This window comes from Diaphorobacter nitroreducens (assembly GCF_002214645.1).
Taxonomy (GTDB): domain Bacteria; phylum Pseudomonadota; class Gammaproteobacteria; order Burkholderiales; family Burkholderiaceae_C; genus Diaphorobacter; species Diaphorobacter nitroreducens.
This window is the reverse complement of sequence record NZ_CP016278.1, coordinates 2704889-2725942: the sequence shown is the minus strand read 5'-3', so window position 1 is coordinate 2725942 and position 21054 is coordinate 2704889. Positions and strand designations below refer to the sequence as shown.

21 protein-coding genes are annotated in these 21054 nt (G+C 68.9%); 9 read left to right on the top strand and 12 right to left on the bottom strand.

What is annotated here, in order from left to right; all coding sequences use genetic code 11:
- The first annotated feature begins 40 nt into the window (after nucleotides 1-40).
- Nucleotides 41-1111, top strand: coding sequence for a Holliday junction branch migration DNA helicase RuvB (gene ruvB / locus BA022_RS12745; RefSeq protein WP_011806788.1), 1071 nt, complete (start codon nucleotides 41-43; stop codon nucleotides 1109-1111).
- 4 nt (nucleotides 1112-1115) lie between these two features.
- Here the strand turns inward: ruvB and BA022_RS12740 are convergent, their stop codons facing one another.
- From BA022_RS12740 to BA022_RS12705, 8 genes are all read right to left on the bottom strand, one after another.
- Nucleotides 1116-2909: a lysoplasmalogenase family protein gene (locus tag BA022_RS12740; RefSeq protein ID WP_088887725.1), complete on the bottom strand. Its 1794-nt coding sequence runs from the start codon at nucleotides 2907-2909 to the stop codon at nucleotides 1116-1118.
- Nucleotides 2910-3089: 180 nt separating this feature from the next.
- Nucleotides 3090-4271 carry a DSD1 family PLP-dependent enzyme gene (locus BA022_RS12735; RefSeq protein ID WP_088887724.1) on the bottom strand — a complete coding sequence of 394 codons (1182 nt, stop codon included), beginning with the start codon at nucleotides 4269-4271 and terminating at the stop codon, nucleotides 3090-3092.
- On the bottom strand, nucleotides 4255-4899 hold the full coding sequence (locus BA022_RS12730; RefSeq protein ID WP_011803951.1) for a histidine phosphatase family protein: 645 nt from the start codon (nucleotides 4897-4899) through the stop codon (nucleotides 4255-4257). The genes BA022_RS12735 and BA022_RS12730 overlap by 17 nt, the downstream gene beginning before the upstream one ends.
- Before the next feature lie 22 nt (nucleotides 4900-4921).
- Nucleotides 4922-5386, bottom strand: a complete 465-nt coding sequence (locus BA022_RS12725; protein WP_088887723.1) for a YjjA family protein — start codon at nucleotides 5384-5386, stop codon at nucleotides 4922-4924.
- Nucleotides 5387-5413: 27 nt separating this feature from the next.
- Entirely contained in the window at nucleotides 5414-6028 is a 615-nt protein-coding gene (locus BA022_RS12720; protein ID WP_088887722.1) for a DUF4136 domain-containing protein, read from the bottom strand.
- A 65-nt stretch (nucleotides 6029-6093) separates the two neighbouring features.
- The gene (gene ttcA / locus BA022_RS12715; RefSeq protein ID WP_088887721.1) at nucleotides 6094-7047 is read right to left on the bottom strand and encodes a tRNA 2-thiocytidine(32) synthetase TtcA; all 954 of its coding nucleotides are present in this window, start codon (nucleotides 7045-7047) and stop codon (nucleotides 6094-6096) included.
- A 4-nt stretch (nucleotides 7048-7051) separates the two neighbouring features.
- Nucleotides 7052-7423: a dihydroneopterin aldolase gene (locus BA022_RS12710; RefSeq protein WP_011803955.1), complete on the bottom strand. Its 372-nt coding sequence runs from the start codon at nucleotides 7421-7423 to the stop codon at nucleotides 7052-7054.
- Nucleotides 7424-7439: 16 nt separating this feature from the next.
- Nucleotides 7440-8225, bottom strand: a complete 786-nt coding sequence (locus BA022_RS12705; RefSeq protein ID WP_088887720.1) for an SDR family oxidoreductase — start codon at nucleotides 8223-8225, stop codon at nucleotides 7440-7442.
- A gap of 19 nt (nucleotides 8226-8244) precedes the next feature.
- Between BA022_RS12705 and BA022_RS12700 the strand changes: the two genes are divergently transcribed.
- From BA022_RS12700 to BA022_RS12670, 7 genes are all read left to right on the top strand, one after another.
- Nucleotides 8245-9345 (top strand): class I SAM-dependent methyltransferase, encoded by a 1101-nt coding sequence (locus BA022_RS12700; RefSeq protein ID WP_418236089.1) that lies wholly within the window; start codon nucleotides 8245-8247, stop codon nucleotides 9343-9345.
- 115 nt (nucleotides 9346-9460) lie between these two features.
- Entirely contained in the window at nucleotides 9461-10360 is a 900-nt protein-coding gene (locus BA022_RS12695) for a TauD/TfdA dioxygenase family protein (protein WP_088887719.1), read from the top strand.
- A 95-nt stretch (nucleotides 10361-10455) separates the two neighbouring features.
- Entirely contained in the window at nucleotides 10456-11556 is a 1101-nt protein-coding gene (locus BA022_RS12690) for an ABC transporter substrate-binding protein (RefSeq protein ID WP_228403600.1), read from the top strand.
- Nucleotides 11556-12497, top strand: a complete 942-nt coding sequence (locus BA022_RS12685) for an ABC transporter ATP-binding protein (protein WP_088887718.1) — start codon at nucleotides 11556-11558, stop codon at nucleotides 12495-12497. The genes BA022_RS12690 and BA022_RS12685 overlap by 1 nt, the downstream gene beginning before the upstream one ends.
- Before the next feature lie 9 nt (nucleotides 12498-12506).
- On the top strand, nucleotides 12507-13409 hold the full coding sequence (locus BA022_RS12680) for an ABC transporter permease (RefSeq protein WP_088887717.1): 903 nt from the start codon (nucleotides 12507-12509) through the stop codon (nucleotides 13407-13409).
- 296 nt (nucleotides 13410-13705) lie between these two features.
- On the top strand, nucleotides 13706-13900 hold the full coding sequence (locus tag BA022_RS12675) for a DUF2905 domain-containing protein (protein ID WP_011803958.1): 195 nt from the start codon (nucleotides 13706-13708) through the stop codon (nucleotides 13898-13900).
- 96 nt (nucleotides 13901-13996) lie between these two features.
- The gene (locus BA022_RS12670) at nucleotides 13997-15007 is read left to right on the top strand and encodes an ROK family protein (RefSeq protein WP_088887716.1); all 1011 of its coding nucleotides are present in this window, start codon (nucleotides 13997-13999) and stop codon (nucleotides 15005-15007) included.
- A gap of 76 nt (nucleotides 15008-15083) precedes the next feature.
- Here BA022_RS12670 and otsA read toward each other — a convergent pair whose 3' ends face one another.
- From otsA to otsB, 3 genes are read right to left on the bottom strand one after another with little or no spacing between them, the layout of a single operon-like run.
- The gene (otsA, locus tag BA022_RS12665; RefSeq protein ID WP_088887715.1) at nucleotides 15084-16502 is read right to left on the bottom strand and encodes an alpha,alpha-trehalose-phosphate synthase (UDP-forming); all 1419 of its coding nucleotides are present in this window, start codon (nucleotides 16500-16502) and stop codon (nucleotides 15084-15086) included.
- Between the two features lie 16 nt (nucleotides 16503-16518).
- Nucleotides 16519-18339 (bottom strand): glycoside hydrolase family 15 protein, encoded by a 1821-nt coding sequence (locus tag BA022_RS12660; protein ID WP_088887714.1) that lies wholly within the window; start codon nucleotides 18337-18339, stop codon nucleotides 16519-16521.
- A complete protein-coding gene (otsB, locus tag BA022_RS12655) occupies nucleotides 18336-19067 on the bottom strand; it encodes a trehalose-phosphatase (protein WP_088887713.1) in 732 nt (243 codons plus the stop codon). Before otsB ends, BA022_RS12660 begins: the two co-directional genes overlap by 4 nt.
- A gap of 126 nt (nucleotides 19068-19193) precedes the next feature.
- Between otsB and trxC the strand changes: the two genes are divergently transcribed.
- The gene (gene trxC, locus BA022_RS12650) at nucleotides 19194-19631 is read left to right on the top strand and encodes a thioredoxin TrxC (protein ID WP_011803963.1); all 438 of its coding nucleotides are present in this window, start codon (nucleotides 19194-19196) and stop codon (nucleotides 19629-19631) included.
- Between the two features lie 144 nt (nucleotides 19632-19775).
- Here the strand turns inward: trxC and BA022_RS12645 are convergent, their stop codons facing one another.
- A complete protein-coding gene (locus BA022_RS12645) occupies nucleotides 19776-21053 on the bottom strand; it encodes a multifunctional CCA addition/repair protein (protein WP_088887712.1) in 1278 nt (425 codons plus the stop codon).
- Nucleotide 21054 lies beyond the last annotated feature (1 nt).

Genomic DNA, 21054 nt, shown 5'->3' with positions numbered 1-21054 from the left:
AATGGGGGACAATGCACGCGCCCTTCCTGGTCCGCTTCGCATGACGATCCATACCGACGACTTTGCCCCCTCTCCCCCTCCTGCGCGCGAGCGCGTGGTGTCGGCCGCACCGGCCTCCTCACAGGAGGAAGCGCTGGAGCGTGCGCTGCGCCCCAAGCTGCTGCAGGAGTACGTGGGCCAGGCCAAGGCGCGCGAACAGCTCGAGATCTTCATCGGCGCGGCCAAGAAGCGCGGCGAGGCGCTGGACCATGTGCTGCTGTTCGGCCCGCCGGGCTTGGGAAAAACCACGCTCAGCCACATCATCGCCACCGAACTGGGCGTGAACCTGCGTCAGACCAGCGGCCCCGTGCTGGAAAAGCCCAAGGATCTGGCAGCGCTGCTCACCAACCTGGAACGCAACGACGTTCTCTTCATCGACGAGATCCACCGCCTTTCGCCCGTGGTCGAGGAAATCCTCTACCCCGCGCTGGAGGACTACCAGATCGACATCATGATCGGCGAGGGGCCGGCCGCGCGCAGCATCAAGCTGGACCTGCAGCCCTTCACGCTGGTGGGCGCCACCACGCGCGCGGGCATGCTCACCAACCCGCTGCGCGACCGCTTCGGCATCGTCGCGCGGCTGGAGTTCTACACGCCCGATGAATTGGCGCGCATCGTCATGCGCTCGGCCGGCTTGCTGGGCGCGCCCATCGACGCCGAGGGCGGCATGGAAATCGCGCGCCGCTCGCGCGGCACGCCGCGCATCGCCAACCGCCTGCTGCGCCGCGTGCGCGACTATGCCGAGGTGAAGGGTTCGGGCCACATCACCCTGGACATTGCCAACCGCGCGCTGACCATGCTGGACGTGGACCCGCAGGGCTTCGACGTGATGGACCGCAAGCTGCTGGAGGCCGTGGTGCATCGCTTCGACGGCGGCCCCGTGGGACTGGACAACATTGCCGCCAGCATCGGCGAGGAGAGCGGCACCATCGAGGACGTCATCGAGCCCTACCTGATTCAGCAGGGCTATCTGCAGCGCACCCCGCGCGGGCGCGTGGCCACGCTGGCCGCCTACCGCCACCTGGGCGTGGCGCCGCCGCGCGCCGCAGGCGGGCTGTTCGAGTCCGCCTGATCGCTCAGGCCGCGTGGGGGGTGAGCGGCTGCGTCCGCGCGTCGGCTTGGTGCGCCGCGCCGCGGGTCAGCGCTGTGACCATCCCACTCACGATGAGCACCTGGGCCGCATAGTAGGTGGCCAGCACCCACAGCTGCGACAAGGGCAGCGGCTGCACGAAGCGGTTGGTGGCCAGCAGCGAATCGCTGAGCATGAAGCAGCACGCGCCCAGCGCCACCGCAAGCGACGAGCGCTCGCGCAGCGCCGCGTGGCGCCCCCAGGCCTGCGCCGCCATCAGCGCGATCACCACCACATACACGGCCACCGGCACCCGCAGCGCGGCCGGCAATCCGCCCTGCCACAGGAAGGCGTACATGCCGATGCCCAGCGCCAGCGTACCCCCGAGTGCCCCGCGGTGGCCGAACCACCCCACGCCCTGCTTGAACAGCGCGATGTAGCACAGGTGCGCCAGCAGGAAGCTCACCAGGCCGGGAATGAACAGGTGCTCTGACAGCATCAGGAACACGTCGCCCGCCAGCGAACCCAGCAGCGCGCCCAGCAGCAGCCAGCATGACCGGTTCAAGCCAAAACGGCCTGTAGCGCTCATTGGATAAGCGTGATTAGCTACATAAACAATAGCAATCGCCATGGTCAGCGGCTTGAACAGCAGGTGCCACGCCGTGAACCCCAGCGCGCTGGTCGCCGTGGCCAGCGCCCCGGCCTCGATCATCAGCGCCAACCCCATGCCAATGCGCCCCTGCATGGCCGCGCCCAGCGCCCACTGGCAGGCCAGCAGCGTGGCGAACCACACGGCGTTGGTCGCCAGCGGTGCGCTGTCGGCCTGCCACAGGAATGCCGCGACACCCGCCAGCAGCAGCACGAACTGCACGCCGGCAAACCAGCGCAGCGGCGCGGACAGGGGTGGGTCGAACAGGGGCATGTCGTGGAGGTTGAAGGCCGGCTTGGGAAAGCGCTGCGCCACGTCAGCGGGGCGCCAGCCGGGGGCTTTCAGCCACACGCGCAGCTTGTCCGCCCAGCGGCGGGCGTGCCAGCTGTCGTGCAGCAGGCCTGCATACACCTGGGCGTTGGCCCAGAGCGGGTCCCAGCTGTTGAGCAGGCCGCGCGTGCCGTACACGCATTTCTCCCGCGGGTCCTCGTCCTTGAAGGTACCGAACAGCCGGTCCCACACGATCAGGATGCCGCCGTAGTTTTTGTCGAGGTAGCTGTCGTTCACGGCGTGGTGCACGCGGTGGTTGCTGGGGCTGCAGAACCAGCGGTCGAACCAGCCCAGCCGCCCCACCTGCTCGGTATGCACCCAGAACTGGTACAGCAGGTCGACCAGCCCCACCACCACGAACACCAGCGGCGGCACGCCCGCAAGCGCCATCGGCAGGTAGAACACCCAGCCCAGGACCGCGCCGGAACTGGTCTGGCGCAGCGCGGTGGACAGGTTGTAGTCCTGGCTCTGGTGGTGCACCGCATGCGCGGCCCACAGCACGGCCACTTCGTGCCCCATGCGGTGCAGCCAGTAGTAGCAGAAGTCGTAGAACACCAGCGCGATGAGCCAGCCGTACCAGGTGGTCCAGAACGCCTCGCTGCGCCACAGCGCCAGGTGCTCATAGGCCAGCGTGTACAGCCCCACGCGCAGCAGCACGGTGAACACCGCGCTGGTCTGGCTGAGCATGCCCAGGCTGACGCTGCTCACCGCATCGGCCAGCCGCAGCGCGGGCCGCCCCCGCCAACGGCCGATGGCCCATTCCAGCGCCATGAGGGCGAGGAATACCGGGGAGACGAGGACGATGATCTGGCTGCCGGACATGCGGCAATTGTTGGGGGTAACCTCTCAGCTCGGAAGTGGGCAATCCCCTAAAGCATGAGATTCTTATTAGCACTTCCAGGCTGCTATGCGGCACTCACGCGCCCGTGTGCTTGACCTAATCATTTGTTGTTTCACACCGCCTACGCGGCAGTGAATAGGCGTGGGTATCGCAGGTGGCGCTTACGTCACCGCGCCCCGTGCATCCACGCGGATGACGCGCTCCACCACGCCGTGCGCCAGGCCGCCGCGCACGCCAATCAGGTAGTCGTGCAGGTTCACCGTGGGGTCACAGTGGCCGGGTACCAGCCACAGCATGCGGCCCAGGGCCGGCAGGCGCGCCTTGGGGCCAGCTGCGTGCAGGACGCCGTGTTCGTCGCCGCCGTTGGCGTAGCGCAGGGCGCGCTCTGGCGGCAGGCCCCAGACCAAGGGCAGGCCGGAGTCGATGGCGTGGCTCTTGTGTCCCGCGTCGCACACCACGTGCGTGTGCTGCGCAGAGATCACCTGCGTCTTCACGAACAGCGCATGCTCGAAGGCGGGCTGGGCGCCTTCGCGTTCATTGGCGGCGTAGTCCGCGTCCATGAAGAGGAACGAGCCGGCCTGCAGTTCGCCATACACCCCGCTGGCGGCCTCGTGCACCAGCGTGCCGGTGCCGGAGCCCGTGACCAGCGGCACGGGCAGATCCGCGGCCTCGATCAGCGCGCGGGTGTCGGCGGCGGCCTGCACTGCGTGAGCGATGGCCGCGCGCCGCTCGGCCGCGCCGCGCAGGTGCTGTGCGCTGCCGTGGTAAGCCTGCAGGCCCGCGAAATGCAGGCGCGGCTGGGCCGCTACGGCCTGGGCCAGGGCGAGCGCCGCCGGGCCGGGCGGCACGCCGCAGCGGCCCTGGCCGACGTCGATCTCCACGAACACGTCGATGCCAGCGTCGCTGCCCGCCACGCGCATGGCCTCGGACAGGCGGGTGATGCCCTCTTCGCTGTCCACCGCGATGGCCAGCCGGCCGCCGCGGGCGGCCAATTGCGCGGCCAGGCGTGCTGCGCGCAATAGTTTGGCTCCCCCCAGTACCTCGTTGCTGATGTACAGGTCGGCCACGCCGCCGGCGGCGAGCGCCTCGGCCTCGGACACCTTCTGCACGCAATGGCCGCGCGCTCCGGCCTTTTCCAGTAGCAGGGCGATCTCGGCGCTCTTGTGCATCTTGGCGTGGGGTCGCCAGCGCACCTGGTGCTTGTGCGCGAATTCGGCCATGCGCTGGATGTTGCGCTCCATGGCATCCAGGTCGACGACGAGTGCTGGCGTGTCGATCAGGTCCACGCGCAGCCCGACGGTGGCGCGCAGATGTTCGGGCAGATGCTCAGGAGTGGATCTCATCGCGGCTCGCGTTCTCCAGGTGTTGCGTGTCGGCCCAGCCCACCAGGGTGAGGCCGTTGCCCTCGGTCCACAGCAGCCGGTTGATGGCGGCGTTGGTCAGCTGCCAGGTGCGTGGGGCCTGCAGGTCCAACCGCGTGGCCAGGCGGTAGAGCACGTCCATCACCCCGCCATGGGCCACCAGCACGATCTGCTCGCCGGCGTGGCGCGCGGCAATGCCGTCCACCGTGACAGCAATGCGCTCGCGCAGCATGTCCAGCGACTCGCCGCCGCCGTCGGGCACGAAGTGGGGATCGCGCTTGCGCCAGCGCAGGGCCTGCTCGGGGGACTCGGTCTCGATCTGCTGGAAGGTGCGCCCCTGGAAGCTGCCAAAGCTGCGCTCGCGCAGGCCGGGCACGGGCGTGAGGGGCGCGCCCGTGGTGCGGGCCACGGCTTCGGCCGTGGCGTAGGCGCGCTGCAGGTCGCTGCTGTAGATGGCGGCCACCGCTTCGTCGGCCAGCGCCTGCCCCACCTGCCGGGCCTGCCACAGGCCGGTGTCGTTGAGCGGTATGTCCAGATGGCCCTGGATGCGGGTGTCCACATTCCAGGCGGTTTCGCCGTGGCGGATGGCGATGATGCGGGTGGCGTGCATGGAAAAGAGCGCAGGCGTGGGGTCAGAGCAGGGAACTGGCGTTGTCGAGCACGAAGTCGCAGGCCTTTTCCTTCAGGTCGCCCTTGAGGCGGTTCAGGTTGAACTGCTTGCCGTTGGAACCGCTGACCATGCCCGACAGGCCGCTCAGGTAGCCCTCGTCGCGGGGCTCGGGCTGGGCCGCGCCCAGGCCCATCTTGCCCAGCAGCTGCTGTTTGACCAGTGCGGCCTTGTCGGCATTCAGATAGTTGTTCTTCATGCAGTAGGTGATCACCCCGGCAGCGTTGCTGGGGGTGGCCGATCCACTCAAACCCATGGCAGACAGGGCCGACGGCGCAGCGCTCCCACCCAACATGCCGCCGAGCGTGGAGGGGCTGGCACCCCCGCCGGTCGCGCCGCGCAGGGTGTCGCCCAGGCCGGATGCCTGGGCGACCAGGCTCACGGTGCCCAGGCAGGCGCACAGAACAAGGTGTCGGATGGAGCTTCGCATGGCGGGTCCTTTCAGGTCGTGGGGTGGTCAGCGTTGTGGCGTGATTTCTGTGCGGACCTTGCGCTGGCCCGCTGGGGGGCGCGGGAAGCCGGTGAGCGCCTGGTCGAACAGCACGCCGTAGATGGCGGGATCATCCGTCCACACGTCCTCGTACACGGCCGAGGTTTCGTACACCACCTGCTGCGAAGCGGCGTCGCGCAGCATCAGACTGACCTTGCGGTGGTAGAGGGTGGGCGGGCCGTCCATCGTCCAGCCCATGCCGCCAAAACCCCAGCCACCGCCGTAGCCCAGGCCCCAGCCGAAGCGGCCGTAGAACGGATCGGGCGCATAGGGCCAGTAGCGCGGCGTGGCGTAGCCGCCCTCGGCGCCGATCTGTGCAACCAGCCGTGGATGGGTGTCGTCGCGGCGCAGGCCCACGCGCGCAAGCGCCTGTTCGGCCTGGGCCTCGATGGGTGCAAACGCTGCGGCCTGCGCCTGCTGCGAGGGCAGCCGCTCGAAGCGGTAGGTGGGTGGGCTGGGCAGGGCGCTGAGGGTGGAGAAGCTGCTGACGTCGCTTTCCACCAGGCGCGGACCGGCGCAGCCGGCCAGCAGTGCGGCCGCGGCGCACAGCGCAAGGGCAGGAATGTGGCGCAGGAAGGCCATGGCGGTATCTCCCCGGGGCATCAGGCCCCGCGCCTGTGATGGTACGGCGTTGCGCGGCGCTGCGTTCAGCCCAGTTGCACCACCTGCAGGCCGGGCAGCGCGGGTGCGACCGGAAATTCCTCGTGATCGAACGCCATGTCGCCATTCGGGTCGGCAATGCCGGTGGCCTTGGCGTTCTTGAAGTCGTGCAGTTGGGGGTCCATCAGGTGCGTGGTCACCACGTGGCCCATGGCGCGCAGCATGCTCTCGATGCGGCCCGGGAACTTCTTGTCCCATTCGCGCAGCATTTCGTTGACGGCCACGCGCTGCAGGCCGTCCTGGCTGCCGCACAGGTTGCAGGGAATGATGGGGAACTGCTGGTACTGCGCCCAGCGCGCCGTGTCTTTCTCGGGCACGTAGCACAGCGGGCGAATCACCACATGCTTGCCGTCGTCGCTGACCAGCTTCGGCGGCATGCCCTTCATGCGGCCGCCGTAGAACATATTGAGCATCAGCGTGGCGACGATGTCGTCGCGGTGGTGGCCCAGCGCCAGCTTGGTGCAGCCCAGGTCGTCCGCCACCTTGTAGAGGATGGCGCGGCGCAGGCGCGAGCACAGGCTGCAGGTGGTCTTGCCCTCGGGCACCACGCGCTTGACGACGCTGTAGGTGTCCTGGTTCTCGATGTGGTACTGCACGCCGATGCTCTTGAAATAGTCCGGCAGCACATGCTCGGGGAAGCCGGGCTGCTTCTGGTCCAGATTCACGGCCACGATGTCGAACTTCACCGGCGCGCGCTTTTGCAGCTTGCGCAGGATGTCCAGCAGCGTGTAGCTGTCCTTGCCGCCGGACATGCACACCATGATCTTGTCGCCTTCCTCGATCATGTTGAAGTCGGTGATGGCACGGCCCACCTCGCGGCACAGGCGCTTTTCCAGCTTGTGGGACTCGCGCTCGATCTTGCGTGTGTCGGCCGCATCGGGCGCGGCATCTTCGCCGGCCCAGTCGGCGGCGGTGGGAAGGGTGTTGTTGGCGGTGTTCATGGGTTTACCACTGTCCTGTCTCGACGCGAATGGCGACTTCGCAGTCATCAAAAATTTCCAGTTTGGCGATCTTCACGCGCACGCCCAGCACGCCGGGCAGCTGCATCAGCCGGTTGGCCAGCTTGCCGATCAGGCTCTCCAGCAGGTTCACATGCTCGGCCGTGCACTCGTCGATGATGATCTGGCGCACCTTGCGGTAGTCCAGCACGTGCTGGATGTCGTCGTCGCGCGGCGCCAGGGGCTGGGTGCCCAGGTTCAGCTCGGCGTCCACCTGGATGGGCTGGGGCGCGTTTTTTTCGTGCGCGAGGATGCCCAGGTTCGCGTCGAAGCGCAAACCGGTGAGCGTGAGGATCTGGGTGCCGGCGGCGGTGTGCATGGCGGGGCGTGCGGGTTCACATCAGGGAGAAGTCGCGCTCGAAGCGCATCAGGTGCTGGCCGCCGTCCACCAGCAGCGTGGTGCCGGTGAGCGAGCGATTGTCCAGCGCGAAACGCACGGCGGCGCCCACATCTTCCGGCGTGGACGAGCGGCCCAGCGGGCTCAGTGCGTGCATGCGCTCAAAGCGCTCGCCCGTCAGCAGATGGCTGGTGAGGGTGAGCCCCGGCGCCACGCCCACCACGCGCACGCGCGGCGCGAGCGCCATGGCCAGCATGGTGCCGGCGGCTTCCAGCGCGGCCTTGGAGAGCGTGTAGCTCAGGAAGTCCGGGTTCTGGTTCCACAGCTTCTGGTCCAGCAGGTTCACCACCGCGCCTTGCACGTCGGCTTCGCCCGCGGCGGCGCGCTGCTCCAGATGGGCATGCAGCGCCTGCGCCAGCAGCACGGGTGCGCCGGTGTTGCTGCGCAGGTGCTGCTCCAGCAGCGCGTAGCTGAAGCTGGCGGCCGTGTCGTGTTCGAACAGCGAGGCGCTGTTGACAACCGCATCCACCGCACCGAAGTGCGCCACCACGCGCGGCAACAGGGCGCGCACGGCCGCTTCATCGGCAAAATCAGCATCAAAATGGGCACTAGCGCGCGACAGTTCTGCGCAAGCAGCTACGGTTTCAAGAGCGTCCTGTTGCGAAGACCGGTAATGCACGGCCACCTGCCAGCCCCCGGCCGCCAGCGCCAGCGCAATGCTGCGGCCCAGGCGCCGGGCGGCGCCTGTCACCAGCACGGTGCGGGGGCGGGGAGGGGAGGTCATTGGGGGGACAATCGGGCGCGTGACGAGCAAACCCACAATTTTACCGAGCGCCCTGCAGACCCATGTCGCCAAGGCCATTGCCGAGGCGGGAGGCTGGATCGGCTTCGACCGGTTCATGGCGCTGGCGTTGTACACGCCGGGCCTGGGCTATTACGCGGGCGACCTGCCGAAGTTCGGCGCCATGCCCGCCAGCGGCAGCGACTTCGTGACCGCGCCCGAGCTGTCCCCCGTCTTCGGCAGCGTGCTGGCCCGCCAGGTGCGCGAGGCACTGGATGCCACCGCCACCGACGAGGTCTGGGAGTTTGGCGCCGGCAGCGGCGCGCTGGCCGCCCAGTTGCTGGGCGCGTTGGGCGACCGTGTGCGGCGCTACACCATCGTGGACCTGTCGGGTAGCCTGCGCGCACGCCAGCAGGCCACGCTGGCGGCCTGGGGCGACCGCGTGCACTGGGTCGACCGTCTGCCCGATCAGATGCAGGGCGTGGTGGTGGGCAATGAGGTGCTGGACGCCATGCCCGTTCAACTGCTGCAGCGCCGCGCGGGCCTGTGGCACGAGCGCGGCGTGGCCCTGGACGAGTCGGGCAACAGCTTTGTGTGGCAAGACCGTCCTACCCCGCTGCGCCCGCCGGTGGAGATCGAGGGCCCGCACGACTACCTCACCGAGATCCACCCCCAGGGCGAGGCCTTCATGCGCACGCTGGCCCAGCACCTCGTGCGCGGCGCGGCCTTCCTGATCGACTACGGCTTTGGCGAGGACGAGTACTACCACCCCCAGCGGCACATGGGCACGCTGGTGTGCCACCGCGGGCACCAGGTGGATTCCGACCCGCTGGCGGACGTAGGCCTCAAGGACATCACCGCGCACGTCAACTTCACCGCGATGGCCCTGGCCGCGCAGGACGCGGGGTTGCAGGTGCTGGGCTACACGACGCAGGCGCACTTTCTCATCAACTGCGGTCTGCTACCCGAACTGGAGCAGTTGACGCAGACCCAGCGCGCCCAAGCGGCCAAGTTGATGATGGAGCACGAGATGGGCGAGCTGTTCAAGGTGCTGGCCGTGGGGGCCGGCGCGCCGTGGCGGCCCATGGGCTTTGCGCAGGGTGACCGGAGCCACCGGCTCTGAGGTTTCTATAGATGTTTTGGTGTTAAACAACCAAGAAAACAGTATTTTTCGAAATAAAAAGCGACACCTACAGTGACTGCACGTCTTCACCCACCGCTGCACAGGAGCTGTCACGATGTCCGCTTTACCCCACGATCCGGGCCTGCCCTCACAGGCATCGCAAGAGTTTGAGATCCGCCGCCTGCCGGCCCCGTTGGGCGCCGAGGTGCTCGGGCTGGACCTGGCCCAGCCGCTGAGCGATGCGGACTTCGACCGCATCCTGCGCGCGCACTGGGAGCATGTGGTGCTGGTCTTTCGCAACCAGCGCATCACGCCCGCGCAGCAGGTAGCCTTCAGCCGCCGCTTCGGGCCGCTGCAGATCCATGTGCAGCGCAAGTTCGCGCTGCAGGGCCACCCCGAGGTGCTGGTGGTCTCCAACATCCGCGACGAGAACGGCGAACCCACCGGGCTGGGCGACGCGGGTTCGCTATGGCACTCGGACCTGTCGTACAAGGACAAGCCCAGCCTGGGCTCGCTGCTGCATGCGCAGGAGCTGCCCAATGTGGGTGGCGACACGCTGTTTGCCGACCAGTACGCCGCCTACGACGCGCTGCCCGAGGCGACCCAGCAGCGCATCGCTCATCTGCGGGCGGAGCACAGCTACCTGGCACGCTATGAGGAACTGCGCCAGCGCAACCCCTGGCGCCCCCGGCTGACGCCCGCGCAGATCGCCGAGGTGGCGCCGGCCGTGCACCCCATGGTGCGCACCCACCCGGCGACGGGGCGCAAGGCGCTGTTCGTGAGTGAGCACTTCACCACGCGCATCCTGGACCTGCCGGAGGAGGAGAGCCGCGCGCTGCTGCAGGAGCTGTTCGCTGCCAGCGTGCGGCCCGAATTCGTCTACCGCCACCAGTGGCAGCCGCACGACCTCGTGTTCTGGGACAACCGCGCGGTGCTGCACCTGGCCGCCGGCACCCCCGACACCGAGCGCCGCAAGCTCTACCGCACCACGGTAGAGGGCGACGCGCCCCGCTGATCCCGCCGCCCCTTCGCACACTCACCAATTGATAGCTGTTGGCGCTTGCCGGGCAAGCGCCAGGGCCACTTTTTGCCTGAAAAAGGACAGAACCTATGACGACCCTCCCTTCCGCGACGCCCACACCGCAATCGCACAGCCCGGTGCACGGGCCCCTGCGCCATTTTTTTCTTCGTTTCCTGCGTCGCGCCACCCGCCGCGCCGCCGTGCTCTGCTCGGTCGCTGGCCTGCTGCTGGGCGCGCACGGTGTGGCCCAGGCGGCCGAGGGGCAATTGCGCATCGCCCAGCAGTTCGGCATCGTCTACCTGCTGCTGAACGTGGCGCAGGACCAGAAGCTCATCGAAAAGCACGGCAAGGCTGCGGGTGTGGACATCCGGGTCGAGTTCGTCAAGCTCTCGGGCGGCGCCGTGATCAACGATGCGCTGCTGGCAGGCACCATCGACATCGCCGGCGCGGGCGTAGGCCCGCTGTTCACGCTGTGGGACCGCACGCGCGGCCGCCAGAATGTGAAAGGCGTGGCGTCGCTGGGCAACTTCCCGTACTACCTGGTGAGCAACAACCCAGCGGTCAAGACCATTGCCGACTTCACCGACCAGGACCGCATTGCGCTGCCGGCCGTGGGTGTGTCGGTGCAGTCGCGCATCCTGCAGCTGGCCTCCGCCCAGCGCTGGGGCGACCCGGCATTCAACCGCCTGGACAAGCTGCAGGTGGCCCTGCCGCACCCCGACGCGGCCGTGGCGATCATCAAGGGCGGCACCGAGATCACCGCGCACTTCGGCAACCCGCCCTTCCAGGAGCAGGAACTGGCCGCCAACCCAGCCGCGCACATCGTGCTCAAGTCCTATGACGTGCTGGGCGGGCCGGCGTCGGCCACGGTGCTCTACGCCACGGAGAAATTCCGCAACGACAGCCCCAAGACCTACCGCGCGCTGCTGGACGCGCTGGACGAGGCGGCGCGCTTCATTGCCGCGCAGCCCGAGCAGGCGGCCGACATCTACCTGCGCACCCACGGCGGCAACACCGACCGGCAGCTGCTGCTGCAGGTGCTGAAGAACCCCGAGGTGCAGTTCCAGATCCGCCCGCAGAACACGCTGGGGCTGGGGCAGTTTCTGCACCGCGTGGGCGCGCTCAAGCACCAGCCCGTGGCGCTGAAGGACTACTTCTTCGACGATCCGCGCATTGCAGGAGGCAACTGATGCGCACCGCATTCCAGGGCGAAGCGAGCGGCGCGACCGCCTGGGGCGGCCCGCCCGGCGCCAGCCCAGGCCATCAGCCAGCAGTCCATCCGGCCAGCCACCCAGTCAGTGCGGCCTCAGCAGTACCTGCACCGCTGTTGCAGGTGCAGGGCGTGAGCCTCGACTACCGCACACACGAGCGCGTGGTGCGTGCCACGCACCAAGTCTCCTTCGACGTGCATGCGGGCGAGCGCTATGTGCTGCTGGGCGCGTCGGGCTGCGGCAAGTCCACGCTGCTCAAGTCCATTGCCGGGTTCATCGCGCCCGCCGAGGGTGTCGTGCGCCTGCAGGGCCAGGCGGTCACCGCGCCGGGGCCCGACCGCGTGGTGGTGTTCCAAGAGTTCGACCAGCTGCCGCCCTGGAAGACCGTGCGCGAGAACGTGATGTTTCCGCTGCTGGCCTCGCGCCGCGCCACGCGCGCCGAGGCGGCCGAGCGCGCCGCGCTGTACCTGGACAAGGTGGGCCTGGCCCGGTTTGCCGACGTGCACCCGCACCAGCTGTCGGGCGGCATGAAGCAGCGCGTCGCCATTGCCCGCGCGCTGGCCATGCAGCCCCAGGTGCTGCTGATGGACGAACCCTTTGCGGCGCTGGATGCGCTCACGCGCCGGCGCATGCAGGAGGAACTGCTGGCGCTGTGGGACGAGTTGCGCTTCACGCTGGTGTTCGTCACCCATTCCATCGAGGAAGCGCTGGTGGTGGGCAGTCGCATCGCCATTCTCTCGCCGCACCCCGGGCGCCTGCGTGCCGAGATCAACTGCCACCAATACGGTCTGCACAGCGCGGGCGGCGCCGATTTCCAGGCCACCGCGCAGCGGGTGCATGCGCTGCTGTTCGATGAGCCTGTGCACGGCGCCGCACCTTCCGATGCCCCGCACGCGCCTGTTCCGCCCACCTTCGCCTGACCTCTGCCCATGAGCCTTCCAACCTCTTCCGTCCCCGCGGCGCCCTTTGCGCTGCACCCGCCCGTGCGCCCCGAAGTGCTGCACACCCTGCCTCCGCTCGGCCGCGTGGCGCCCGCGCAGCCACTGCCGCTGGGCCGTCGCCTCTGGCGGCAGGGCGCGCTGCGCAAGGCGCTGATCCTGGCCGTGCTGGCGCTGCTGTGGGAAGCCGTTGCGCGCTGGCAGGACAACGACCTGCTACTGCCCACCTTCCTGCAGACCGCGCAGGCCTTCGCACAGGGCGTGGCTTCGGGCGAGCTGCTGCACAAGACGGCACTGTCGCTGGCCGTGCTGCTCAAGGGCTACCTCGCGGGCATCGCCTGTGCCTTCGTGCTCACCACGCTGGCCGTGTCCACGCAGTTGGGACGCGACCTGCTGTCCACGCTCACGGCCATGTTCAACCCGCTGCCGGCGATCGCGCTGCTGCCGCTGGCGCTGCTGTGGTTCGGCCTGGGCCAGGGCAGCCTGGTGTTCGTGTTGGTGCATTCCGTGCTGTGGCCGCTGGCGCTCAACACCTACGCGGGCTTTCAAGGCGTGCCCGAAACGCTGCGCATGGCCGGGCGCAACTACGGTCTGAAGGGGCTGCGCTATGTGCTGCAACTGCTGGTGCCCGCGGCGCTGCCGTCCATCCTGTCGGGGTTGAAGATCGGCTGGGCCTTCGCCTGGCGCACGCTGATCGCGGCGGAACTGGTGTTCGGCGCGTCTTCGGGGCAGGGCGGCCTGGGCTGGTACATCTTCCAGAACCGCAATGAGCTCTACACAGACAAGGTTTTCGCGGGCCTCGCCATGGTGATCGCCATCGGCCTGGCGGTGGAGAACCTGGGCTTTCACACGCTGGAGCGCCTGACGGTGCGACGCTGGGGCGTGCAGCGCTAGGGCCTGTGAACACTAGGGAAGGGGATCGCGTTGCCTCGCAAAGGGGGTGGATGCAAGGCGCTTGCGCGCCGCAAGGCTCGTGCCTTGCCAGCGCGGGCAACGCCGCAGACGGCCCCTTTGCGAGGCAACCCGAAGGGAAGCTCATGACAGCCCCCTCGGTGTTGCGTTCCTTGTGCGTGCGGGCGCACGCACTGCGTCACGCGCCTTGATGGGCAGGCTGTCATGAGCTTCGCGACTCCTTCCATCACAGGCCCTAGCGGCACGCCACGCGGGCTGCAGGCGCCTACACTCGGCCCATGCTGCGCTGGCTTCTCGTCGTCTTCCTCGCCCTGGTGCTCATCAACGGGCTCACCCCCTGGCTGCGCCGCCTGGGGCTGGGCCGGCTGCCGGGGGATTTTCAGTTCCGCCTCTTCGGGCGCGACTGGTTCATTCCGCTGGCCAGCACCGTGCTGCTGAGCTTCCTGCTCAGCCTAGCGGTCAAATGGTTGTGAGCCTTTTATGGCGCTAGCCCTTGCTGGACAAGCGCGGGCAGCTATCAATTGAGATAAACGTTTTTGCCCTACAGCCGAGGCGGCCGCGGTTGCGCCATGATGGGCCCCATGCCGCAGCAACCTCCTACCTCCCAGTCGCCGGGCCTGCATGCCGGCGTGGACATTGGCGGCACCAAGGTGGCCGTGTGCCTGGCGGACCCTGCCAACGGCAGCGGGCCGCCGGCGTTGCTCACGCGCATGGCGGAGCCTACCGCCAAGGCCGGTGCGCCGGATGCGCTGGCCCAGCAGGTGCTGCGGCTGCTGGATGCCGCCTGCACGCAGCAGGGCATCACGCGTTCGGATCTGGCGGGCGTGGGCGTGGCGTCCTGCGGGCCATTCGTGCGACATGCGGGCATGGTCGAAGTGGTCAATCCCAACATCTGCGGAGGGCTCGCCGGTGCGCCGCGCGGCCTGGGCAACGACTGGACCCGGGTGCCGCTGCAGGCGCCGTTGGCGCAGGCGCTGGGCGCAGACCGCGTGCATGTCGCCAACGATGCCGTGGCCGCGCTGCAGGCCGAGCGGCTGTGGGGAGCGCTGCGGGGGGAGGACGATTGCGCCTACGTGACCTGGAGCACCGGCATCGGCGTCGGCCTGTGCGTGGACGGCTGCGTGCTGCGCGGCAAGAACGGCAACGCGGGCCATGCCGGCCACAGCTTCGTGGGCGACCTCGACATGGGGGGCGACGTGGCGCTGTGCGGCTGCGGCAACCAAGGCGATGTGGAGTCGCTCGTCGCGGGCAGTGCGCTGCCGCGCCGCCTGGGCCGGGAGGCGCCCGCACTGATGGCGGCGGCGGACGTGGGTGACGCGGCCGCGCTGGCCGAAGTGCAGGCGCTGTGCGTGCTGATGGGACGGCTGCTGTACAACCTGGTGGCCACGCTGGACCTGCGGCGCATCAGCCTGGGCGGTGCCGTGTTCCTGCACCACCAGGCGCTGCTGCTGCCGCTGCTGCGTGCGCAACTGGCGCGCTACTTCCCCGCGCTGACCGCCGGGGTAGAGCTGGTGCCTGCGGGGCTGGGCGCCCAGGTGGGCGACTACGCGGCGTTGGCTCTGCTGCAGCAACCCGGTTGAACTCACAGCGGTTGGCCTTGACAGGCTGGGGCGTGGCGAGGCCACTGCGCGCAGGACGCGTGCACCCAGACAACCCTCAAGAGGCTGCCACGGCCCCTGCCGGCGCGGTGACCGGCGGCGCAGCCTCGTCGCGCAGCGCCTGCAGGAAGCTGTTGCGCCACCAGTGCACGTCATGGCGCTGGATGCGTTCCATGAGCCGTTCATGGCGCCACTGGCGCTCGGACAGCGGCATGCGCAGCGCGGTCTGGATCGCGTCGGCCATGCCCTGGGTGTCGTAGGGATTGACCAGCAAAGCTTCCTTGAGCTGCTCGGCCGCGCCGGCAAAGCGCGACAGCACCAGCACGCCCGGGTCCTCGGGCTCTTGCGCCACCACGTATTCCTTGGCCACCAGGTTCATGCCGTCGCGCAGCGGCGTGACCAGGCCGACACGCGCCGCGCGGCACAGGCCGGGCACGCGTTTGCGCGCAACGGTGCGGTGGATGTAGCGCAGCGGCATCCAGTCCAGATCGCCATAGTCGCCGTTGATGGCGCCGCACAGGCCCTCCAGCTCCTGGCGCAGGTCGGCATAGGCGTGCACGTCGTCGCGCGAGGGCGAGGCGATCATCACCAAGGTGGCGCTGTGCTCATTCTCAGGGTAGCGTTCCAGCAGTTGGCGGAAGGCGCGCACGCGGTGCGGGATGCCCTTGGAGTAGTCCAGCCGGTCGATGCCCAGCAACAGTTGGCGGCGTGAATACTCCGCGCGCAGGGCTTCGCAGGTCTGCACCGCATCGGGTGCGCGACCCAGGCGCTGGAACTCCTGCACATCGATGCCGATGGGGAAGGCCGCCACGCGCACGGTGGCATTGAAGGCGCGCAGGCGCTGCCCGCCCAGTTCCTGGGCTTGTGCTTCGTTGACCATGTAGCGCGTGAAGTGGACGACGTCGGCCTCGCTTTGCAGGCCCACCAGGTCGTAGGCAAAGAACGAACGCATCAGCCACTCGTGTTGCGGCAGCGCTGCGAGGATGAGCGGCGGCGGAACGGGCACATGCAGGAAAAATCCGATGCGCTGGCGGCAACCCAGCGCACGCAGTTCCGCCGCCAGCGGAATCAGGTGGTAGTCGTGCACCCAGATCACGTCGTCCTCGCGCAGCAGCGGCAACAGCTTGCGCGCGAACATCTGGTTCACGCGGCGGTAGCCCTCGCTGTAATTGGCGCTGAAGTCGGCCAGGTCCAGCCGGTAGTGCAGCACCGGCCACAGCACGCTGTTGGCGTAGCCCTGGTAATAGGCCGCGTGGTCCGCCTGGCACAGGTCCACGGTGGCCAAGGTCACGTTGCCGGCCTGGTGTGTTTGCAGCGCACCTTCGCCGGGCGTGCCGTCCGCGGTGACCGTGCCGCTCCAGCCGAACCACAGGCCGCCCGTGCGTGCCAGCGCGTCGCCCAGGGCCACGGCCAGGCCACCGGCAGCGCTCTTGCGCGGGTCGGCCAGGCGGTTGGAGATGACGACGAGTCGGCTCATGCAGGAAGGCTCCAGGTCAGATCACGCTGTCCCAGGGGGCGGACAGCCGCATGGCGGCATTGATGATGCCCACCATGGAATAGGTTTGAGGGAAGTTGCCCCACATCTCGCCCGTGGCGGCGTGGGTGTCTTCGGACAGCAGCCCCAGCGGGTTGCGCACGGCCAGCATGGCCTCGAAGATCTCCTGCGCCTGCTCGCGCCGGCCAGTGCGCGCCAGCGCATCGATGCGCCAGAAGGTGCAGATGTTGAACGCGGTCTCGGGCTTGCCGAAATCGTCCGCGGCTTCGTAGCGGCGCATGAAGGGGCCGTCGCACAGCGTGTGTTCCATGGCGTCCAGCGTGCTCACGAAGCGCGGGTCGGTGGGGTGGATCAGGCCCACCTCGGCCATCAGCAGCACGCTGGCGTCCAGCTCGCTGCCGCCAAAGCTCTCGGCAAACACCTGGCGCTTGGCGTGCCACGAGCGCTCCAGGATCTCGCCATGCATGCGCTGCGCATGCTGCTGCCAGTAATGGGCGCGCTCGGGCAGTTGCAGGGCGCGCGCGATCTTGGCCAGCCGGTCGCAGGCCGCCCAGCTCATGAGGGCTGACGAGGTGTGGATGCGCGCGCGCGTGCGCAGCTCCCACATGCCCGCGTCGGGCTTGCCGTACACCTGCACGGCCAGCTCGCCCACGCGCTCCAGGCGCTCGAACTCCGCGGCGCCGGCGGGGTGCAGCAGCCGCCGGTCGTGGAAGGACTGCGCCGCGCCCAGCACGATGTTGCCGTACACGTCGTGCTGGAAGTGCTCCGCCGCCTGGTTGCCCACGCGCACCGGTCCCATGCCGCGGTAGCCGGCCAAGTGGGGCAGGACGGATTCGGGCAGCTCGTGCTCCAGCCCGATGCCGTACAGCGGCTGAATGTGGCCGCTGCCGGTTTTGGCCACGATGTTGCCGAGCCAGCGCAGGTAGTCCTCCATGGTGCCCACTTCCGACAGGCTGTTGAGCGCGCGCACCACGAAGAACGCGTCGCGCAGCCAGCAGTAGCGGTAATCCCAGTTGCGGCCGCTGTGCGCGGATTCGGGGATGCTCGTGGTCATCGCCGCGACGATGGCGCCCGTGTCCTCGAACAGCGACATCTTCAGCGTGATGGCCGAGCGGATCACGGCCTCCTGCCACTGCAGCGGCAGATGCAGGCGCTGGGTCCAGTGCTTCCAGTACGACACGGTCTCTTGCTCATAGTGGCGTGCGGTGTCGCCAATGCCGCCGGAGAGCGTTTCGTCTGCGCCGAGCAGGAAGTTGTATTCGCGCCCTGCTACAAAGGGCTCGCCCGAGAGCACGTAGGCCACGGGCGCGTCGGTGTTCAGCCGCAGCGTGAAGTCGCCCCCCACATAGCGGATGTGGTTGCTGCCGCGCGTGAGGGCGGGCTGGGCCATGCCCCAGTCGTAGCGCGGCTGTACCAGCACGCGGATGCGTGGTGCCCCCCGCACCGGTCGCACGCGGCGCACCAGCATCACGGGGCGGAAGGCGCGAGAACGTGCGAAGAAGCGCGGGCAGAAGTCGGTCACCTCCAGGCAATTGCCATGCGCGTCGGTCAGGTGCGTGCGCAGCACGGCGGTATTGGGCTCGTACCACTGCTCGCTGCTGGCGAAGTCCTCCAGCTCGATGGCGAAGCGGCTGCCATCGGGGCCGGGCTGGACCAGCGCATTGAACACCGGGTCGCCGTCAAAGCGTGGCATGCAGCTCCAGACGATGCAGGCGCGCGCATCCACCAGCGCGCTGATGGTGCAATTGCCGATCATTCCCAGCGCCAGCGACGGTGCGGCCATGGCGGTGGCGCCCACGTGAGGTGCTTTGCTCGTCATGTGATCTCCTCGCCCACGGCGTGCTGCAGCCACTGGCGCACGGCGGCGGGCGTGGCCAGCCGCGCGTGGGCGCGCGTGGCGCCTTCGCCCACCTTGATGCCCAGGCCCCCCAGCGACTGCGCGGCGGCAAAGCCGGCTTCGTCCGTCACATCGTCACCCACGAACAGCGGCGCGCGCCCGGCGAAGGGAGCCAGGCGCATGAAGTCCGTGATCGCACGGCCTTTGTCCGGCCCCACGGGCTTGACCTCGTACACGAACTTGCCGTGCAGCAACTCGGCGCCCGGCACATCGCGCAGCGCCTGTGTGATCGCCTGCAGGCACAGCGCCTGCAGTTGCGGCGCCTGCCGGTAGTGCAGCGCCAGGCCGGCGCTCTTGGCCTCCAGCAGCAGCTCGGGGTGCTGCGCCATCAGCGGGCGCAGCGCGGCCAGCAGCGGCTGCAGTGGCAGCGCCGGCAGGCCGCCGCTGCGCCCGTTGCCCAGGCGGTACTGCGCGCCATGCTCGCAGGCCACGGGCAGGCGCAGTGGGTCCAAAAAATGGTCGATATCGGCCATGGTGCGGCCGGTGACGATGGCCAGCGCCCCCTCCAGCCGCACATGCAGTGCTTGCAGGCAGTCCACCACGCCGGGTGGCAGCTGCACGGCATGCGGCTGTGCGGCAATGTCGGCCAGCGTGCCGTCGAAGTCGAGGAACAGGGCGTGGCGGGAAGTCGGCAGAGGCGGCGTGGGCATCGCCCGCAACCTTAACCCTGCACGTGCGCGGCCACTGTAGGCCGGTTACCCGCAGGGCCGTAGGCATTGAAAACCTGACCCCTTACCCGCAATTGCCTGGTTTCGCCAACCCCCGCGAGGTCCTCCATGAGCTCCCCCGAAGCACTGCACGTCGTCTGCCCCCACTGCCACACCACCAACCGCGTGCAGGCCGCGCAACTGGGCAGTGCGCCCGACTGCGGCAGTTGCCACCGGCCGCTGTTCACGGGCGAACCGCTGGCGCTGGATGCGGCCAGCTTCGACCGGCACGTAGCGCGCAGCCATCTGCCGGTGGTGGTGGACTTCTGGGCGCCGTGGTGCGGCCCCTGCCGCCAGATGGCGCCAGCCTTCGCGCAGGCTGCGCGCGAGTTGGAGCCGCGCATGCGGCTGGCCAAGCTGGATACCGAGGCGCACCCCGCGATCGCGGCGCGCTACGGCATCCGCAGCATCCCGACGATGATCCTGTTTCGCGGCGGACAGGAGGCAGCGCGCATCTCTGGTGCGCTGGGTGCGGCCGATATCGCGCGCTGGGTGCAGTCGGTGTAAGGCGCTGCGGAACCAACCCTCGCGTGGCGCTCGCGCCTGTTGTGGGGCCGCGGTGCTGACGATTCGCCATACGGATGGCTGTTGCTGCGTATCCGCAGTCAATCCTCACCGGGAATCCTCACCAGGGCCAGGCACCACAGGTGCTCAGCCAGCGTTGCCCTGAGGCTCTGGGGCAGGCTGCGCGGTGGCATGAAGCCAGTCGGCCACGGCCTGTACGCGGGCGGCGTGAATCATGTCGCCCACCTTGGGGCCGCTCAGGCCCAGTTGCGCAGCGTGCACAGCCACGCTGCTGGTGGTGACCGACTGCACGGCCGCGAGCGCGGCGTTGATGCGCGCGCGCTGCGGGTAGGGCCGATCGGTAAAACCCAGGCGTCCGCGCGCATCGCATTCACAGGCCAGCAGGATCTCGTCCAGCCGCGCGGGTTTGCGGATGGCGTCGCAGCGCTCCAGCAGGCGCACCAGCGCGGCCGCGCCCAGGTCGCCGCTGCGGTGGATGTTGCCGTGCTCGCGCGCCACCACGTCGGCCAGTTCGCGGCATTCCACCGGTACGCGCAAGCGTTCGCACACGGCCTTGAGCAGCCGCGCGCTGCGCTGCTCATGGCCGATATGGCGCGGCAGCACGTCGTGCGGCGTGGTGCCTTTTCCCAAGTCGTGCGTGAGGCAGGCGAAGCGCACGGCGAGCGGGGCCTGCAAATGAGCTGCCATGTCCAGCACCATCATCAGGTGCACACCGGTGTCCACCTCGGGGTGGTACTCGGGGCGCTGGGGTACGCCCCACAGGCGCTCGACCTCGGGCAGCACCACGGCCAGCGCGCCACAGTCGCGCAGCACGTCGAACATGCGCGAGGGCTGCGGCTCCATGAGCCCGCGCGCCAGCTCCTGCCACACGCGCTCGGGCACCAGGTGGTCGGCCTCGCCGTCGTGCACCATCTCGCGCATGAGCTGCATCGTCTCGGGCGCTACGGTGAAGTCGGTGAAACGCGCCGCAAAGCGCGCCACGCGCAGGATGCGCACCGGGTCCTCGCGGAAGGAGTCGGTCACATGGCGCAGTACCCGCGCCTGCAGGTCGCGCGCGCCGCCATAAGGGTCGAACAGGTCTTCAGCGCCCGTCCAGTCAGCGCTGGCAGCTATTGCATTGATAGTAAGGTCGCGCCGTGACAGGTCTTCTTCCAGTGTCACGTCGGGCGACGTCTGCACCACGAAGCCGCGGTAGCCGCGCCCGCTCTTGCGCTCGGTGCGCGCCAGCGCGTATTCCTCGCGCGTCTCGGGGTGGAGGAAGACGGGGAAGTCGCGCCCCACGGGCAGGTAGCCGCGTGCCACCATGTCGTCGGGCGTGGCGCCGACGACGACCCAGTCGTGGTCATTGACGGGGCGGCCCAACAGCCGGTCGCGCACGGCGCCGCCCACCATGTAAATCTGCATG

Excerpts from the sequence above, each read along its gene's own strand:
- ruvB (WP_011806788.1), top strand. The coding sequence starts at position 41 with ATGACGATCCATACCGACGACTTTGCCCCCTCTCCCCCTCCTGCGCGC.
- BA022_RS12740 (WP_088887725.1), bottom strand. The coding sequence starts at position 2,909 with ATGTCCGGCAGCCAGATCATCGTCCTCGTCTCCCCGGTATTCCTCGCC.
- BA022_RS12735 (WP_088887724.1), bottom strand. The coding sequence starts at position 4,271 with ATGAGATCCACTCCTGAGCATCTGCCCGAACATCTGCGCGCCACCGTC.
- BA022_RS12730 (WP_011803951.1), bottom strand. The coding sequence starts at position 4,899 with ATGCACGCCACCCGCATCATCGCCATCCGCCACGGCGAAACCGCCTGG.
- BA022_RS12725 (WP_088887723.1), bottom strand. The coding sequence starts at position 5,386 with ATGCGAAGCTCCATCCGACACCTTGTTCTGTGCGCCTGCCTGGGCACC.
- BA022_RS12720 (WP_088887722.1), bottom strand. The coding sequence starts at position 6,028 with ATGGCCTTCCTGCGCCACATTCCTGCCCTTGCGCTGTGCGCCGCGGCC.
- ttcA (WP_088887721.1), bottom strand. The coding sequence starts at position 7,047 with ATGAACACCGCCAACAACACCCTTCCCACCGCCGCCGACTGGGCCGGC.
- BA022_RS12710 (WP_011803955.1), bottom strand. The coding sequence starts at position 7,423 with ATGCACACCGCCGCCGGCACCCAGATCCTCACGCTCACCGGTTTGCGC.
- BA022_RS12705 (WP_088887720.1), bottom strand. The coding sequence starts at position 8,225 with ATGACCTCCCCTCCCCGCCCCCGCACCGTGCTGGTGACAGGCGCCGCC.
- BA022_RS12695 (WP_088887719.1), top strand. The coding sequence starts at position 9,461 with ATGTCCGCTTTACCCCACGATCCGGGCCTGCCCTCACAGGCATCGCAA.
- BA022_RS12690 (WP_228403600.1), top strand. The coding sequence starts at position 10,456 with ATGACGACCCTCCCTTCCGCGACGCCCACACCGCAATCGCACAGCCCG.
- BA022_RS12685 (WP_088887718.1), top strand. The coding sequence starts at position 11,556 with ATGCGCACCGCATTCCAGGGCGAAGCGAGCGGCGCGACCGCCTGGGGC.
- BA022_RS12680 (WP_088887717.1), top strand. The coding sequence starts at position 12,507 with ATGAGCCTTCCAACCTCTTCCGTCCCCGCGGCGCCCTTTGCGCTGCAC.
- BA022_RS12675 (WP_011803958.1), top strand. The coding sequence starts at position 13,706 with ATGCTGCGCTGGCTTCTCGTCGTCTTCCTCGCCCTGGTGCTCATCAAC.
- BA022_RS12670 (WP_088887716.1), top strand. The coding sequence starts at position 13,997 with ATGATGGGCCCCATGCCGCAGCAACCTCCTACCTCCCAGTCGCCGGGC.
- otsA (WP_088887715.1), bottom strand. The coding sequence starts at position 16,502 with ATGAGCCGACTCGTCGTCATCTCCAACCGCCTGGCCGACCCGCGCAAG.
- BA022_RS12660 (WP_088887714.1), bottom strand. The coding sequence starts at position 18,339 with ATGACGAGCAAAGCACCTCACGTGGGCGCCACCGCCATGGCCGCACCG.
- otsB (WP_088887713.1), bottom strand. The coding sequence starts at position 19,067 with ATGCCCACGCCGCCTCTGCCGACTTCCCGCCACGCCCTGTTCCTCGAC.
- trxC (WP_011803963.1), top strand. The coding sequence starts at position 19,194 with ATGAGCTCCCCCGAAGCACTGCACGTCGTCTGCCCCCACTGCCACACC.
- BA022_RS12645 (WP_088887712.1), bottom strand. The coding sequence starts at position 21,053 with ATGCAGATTTACATGGTGGGCGGCGCCGTGCGCGACCGGCTGTTGGGC.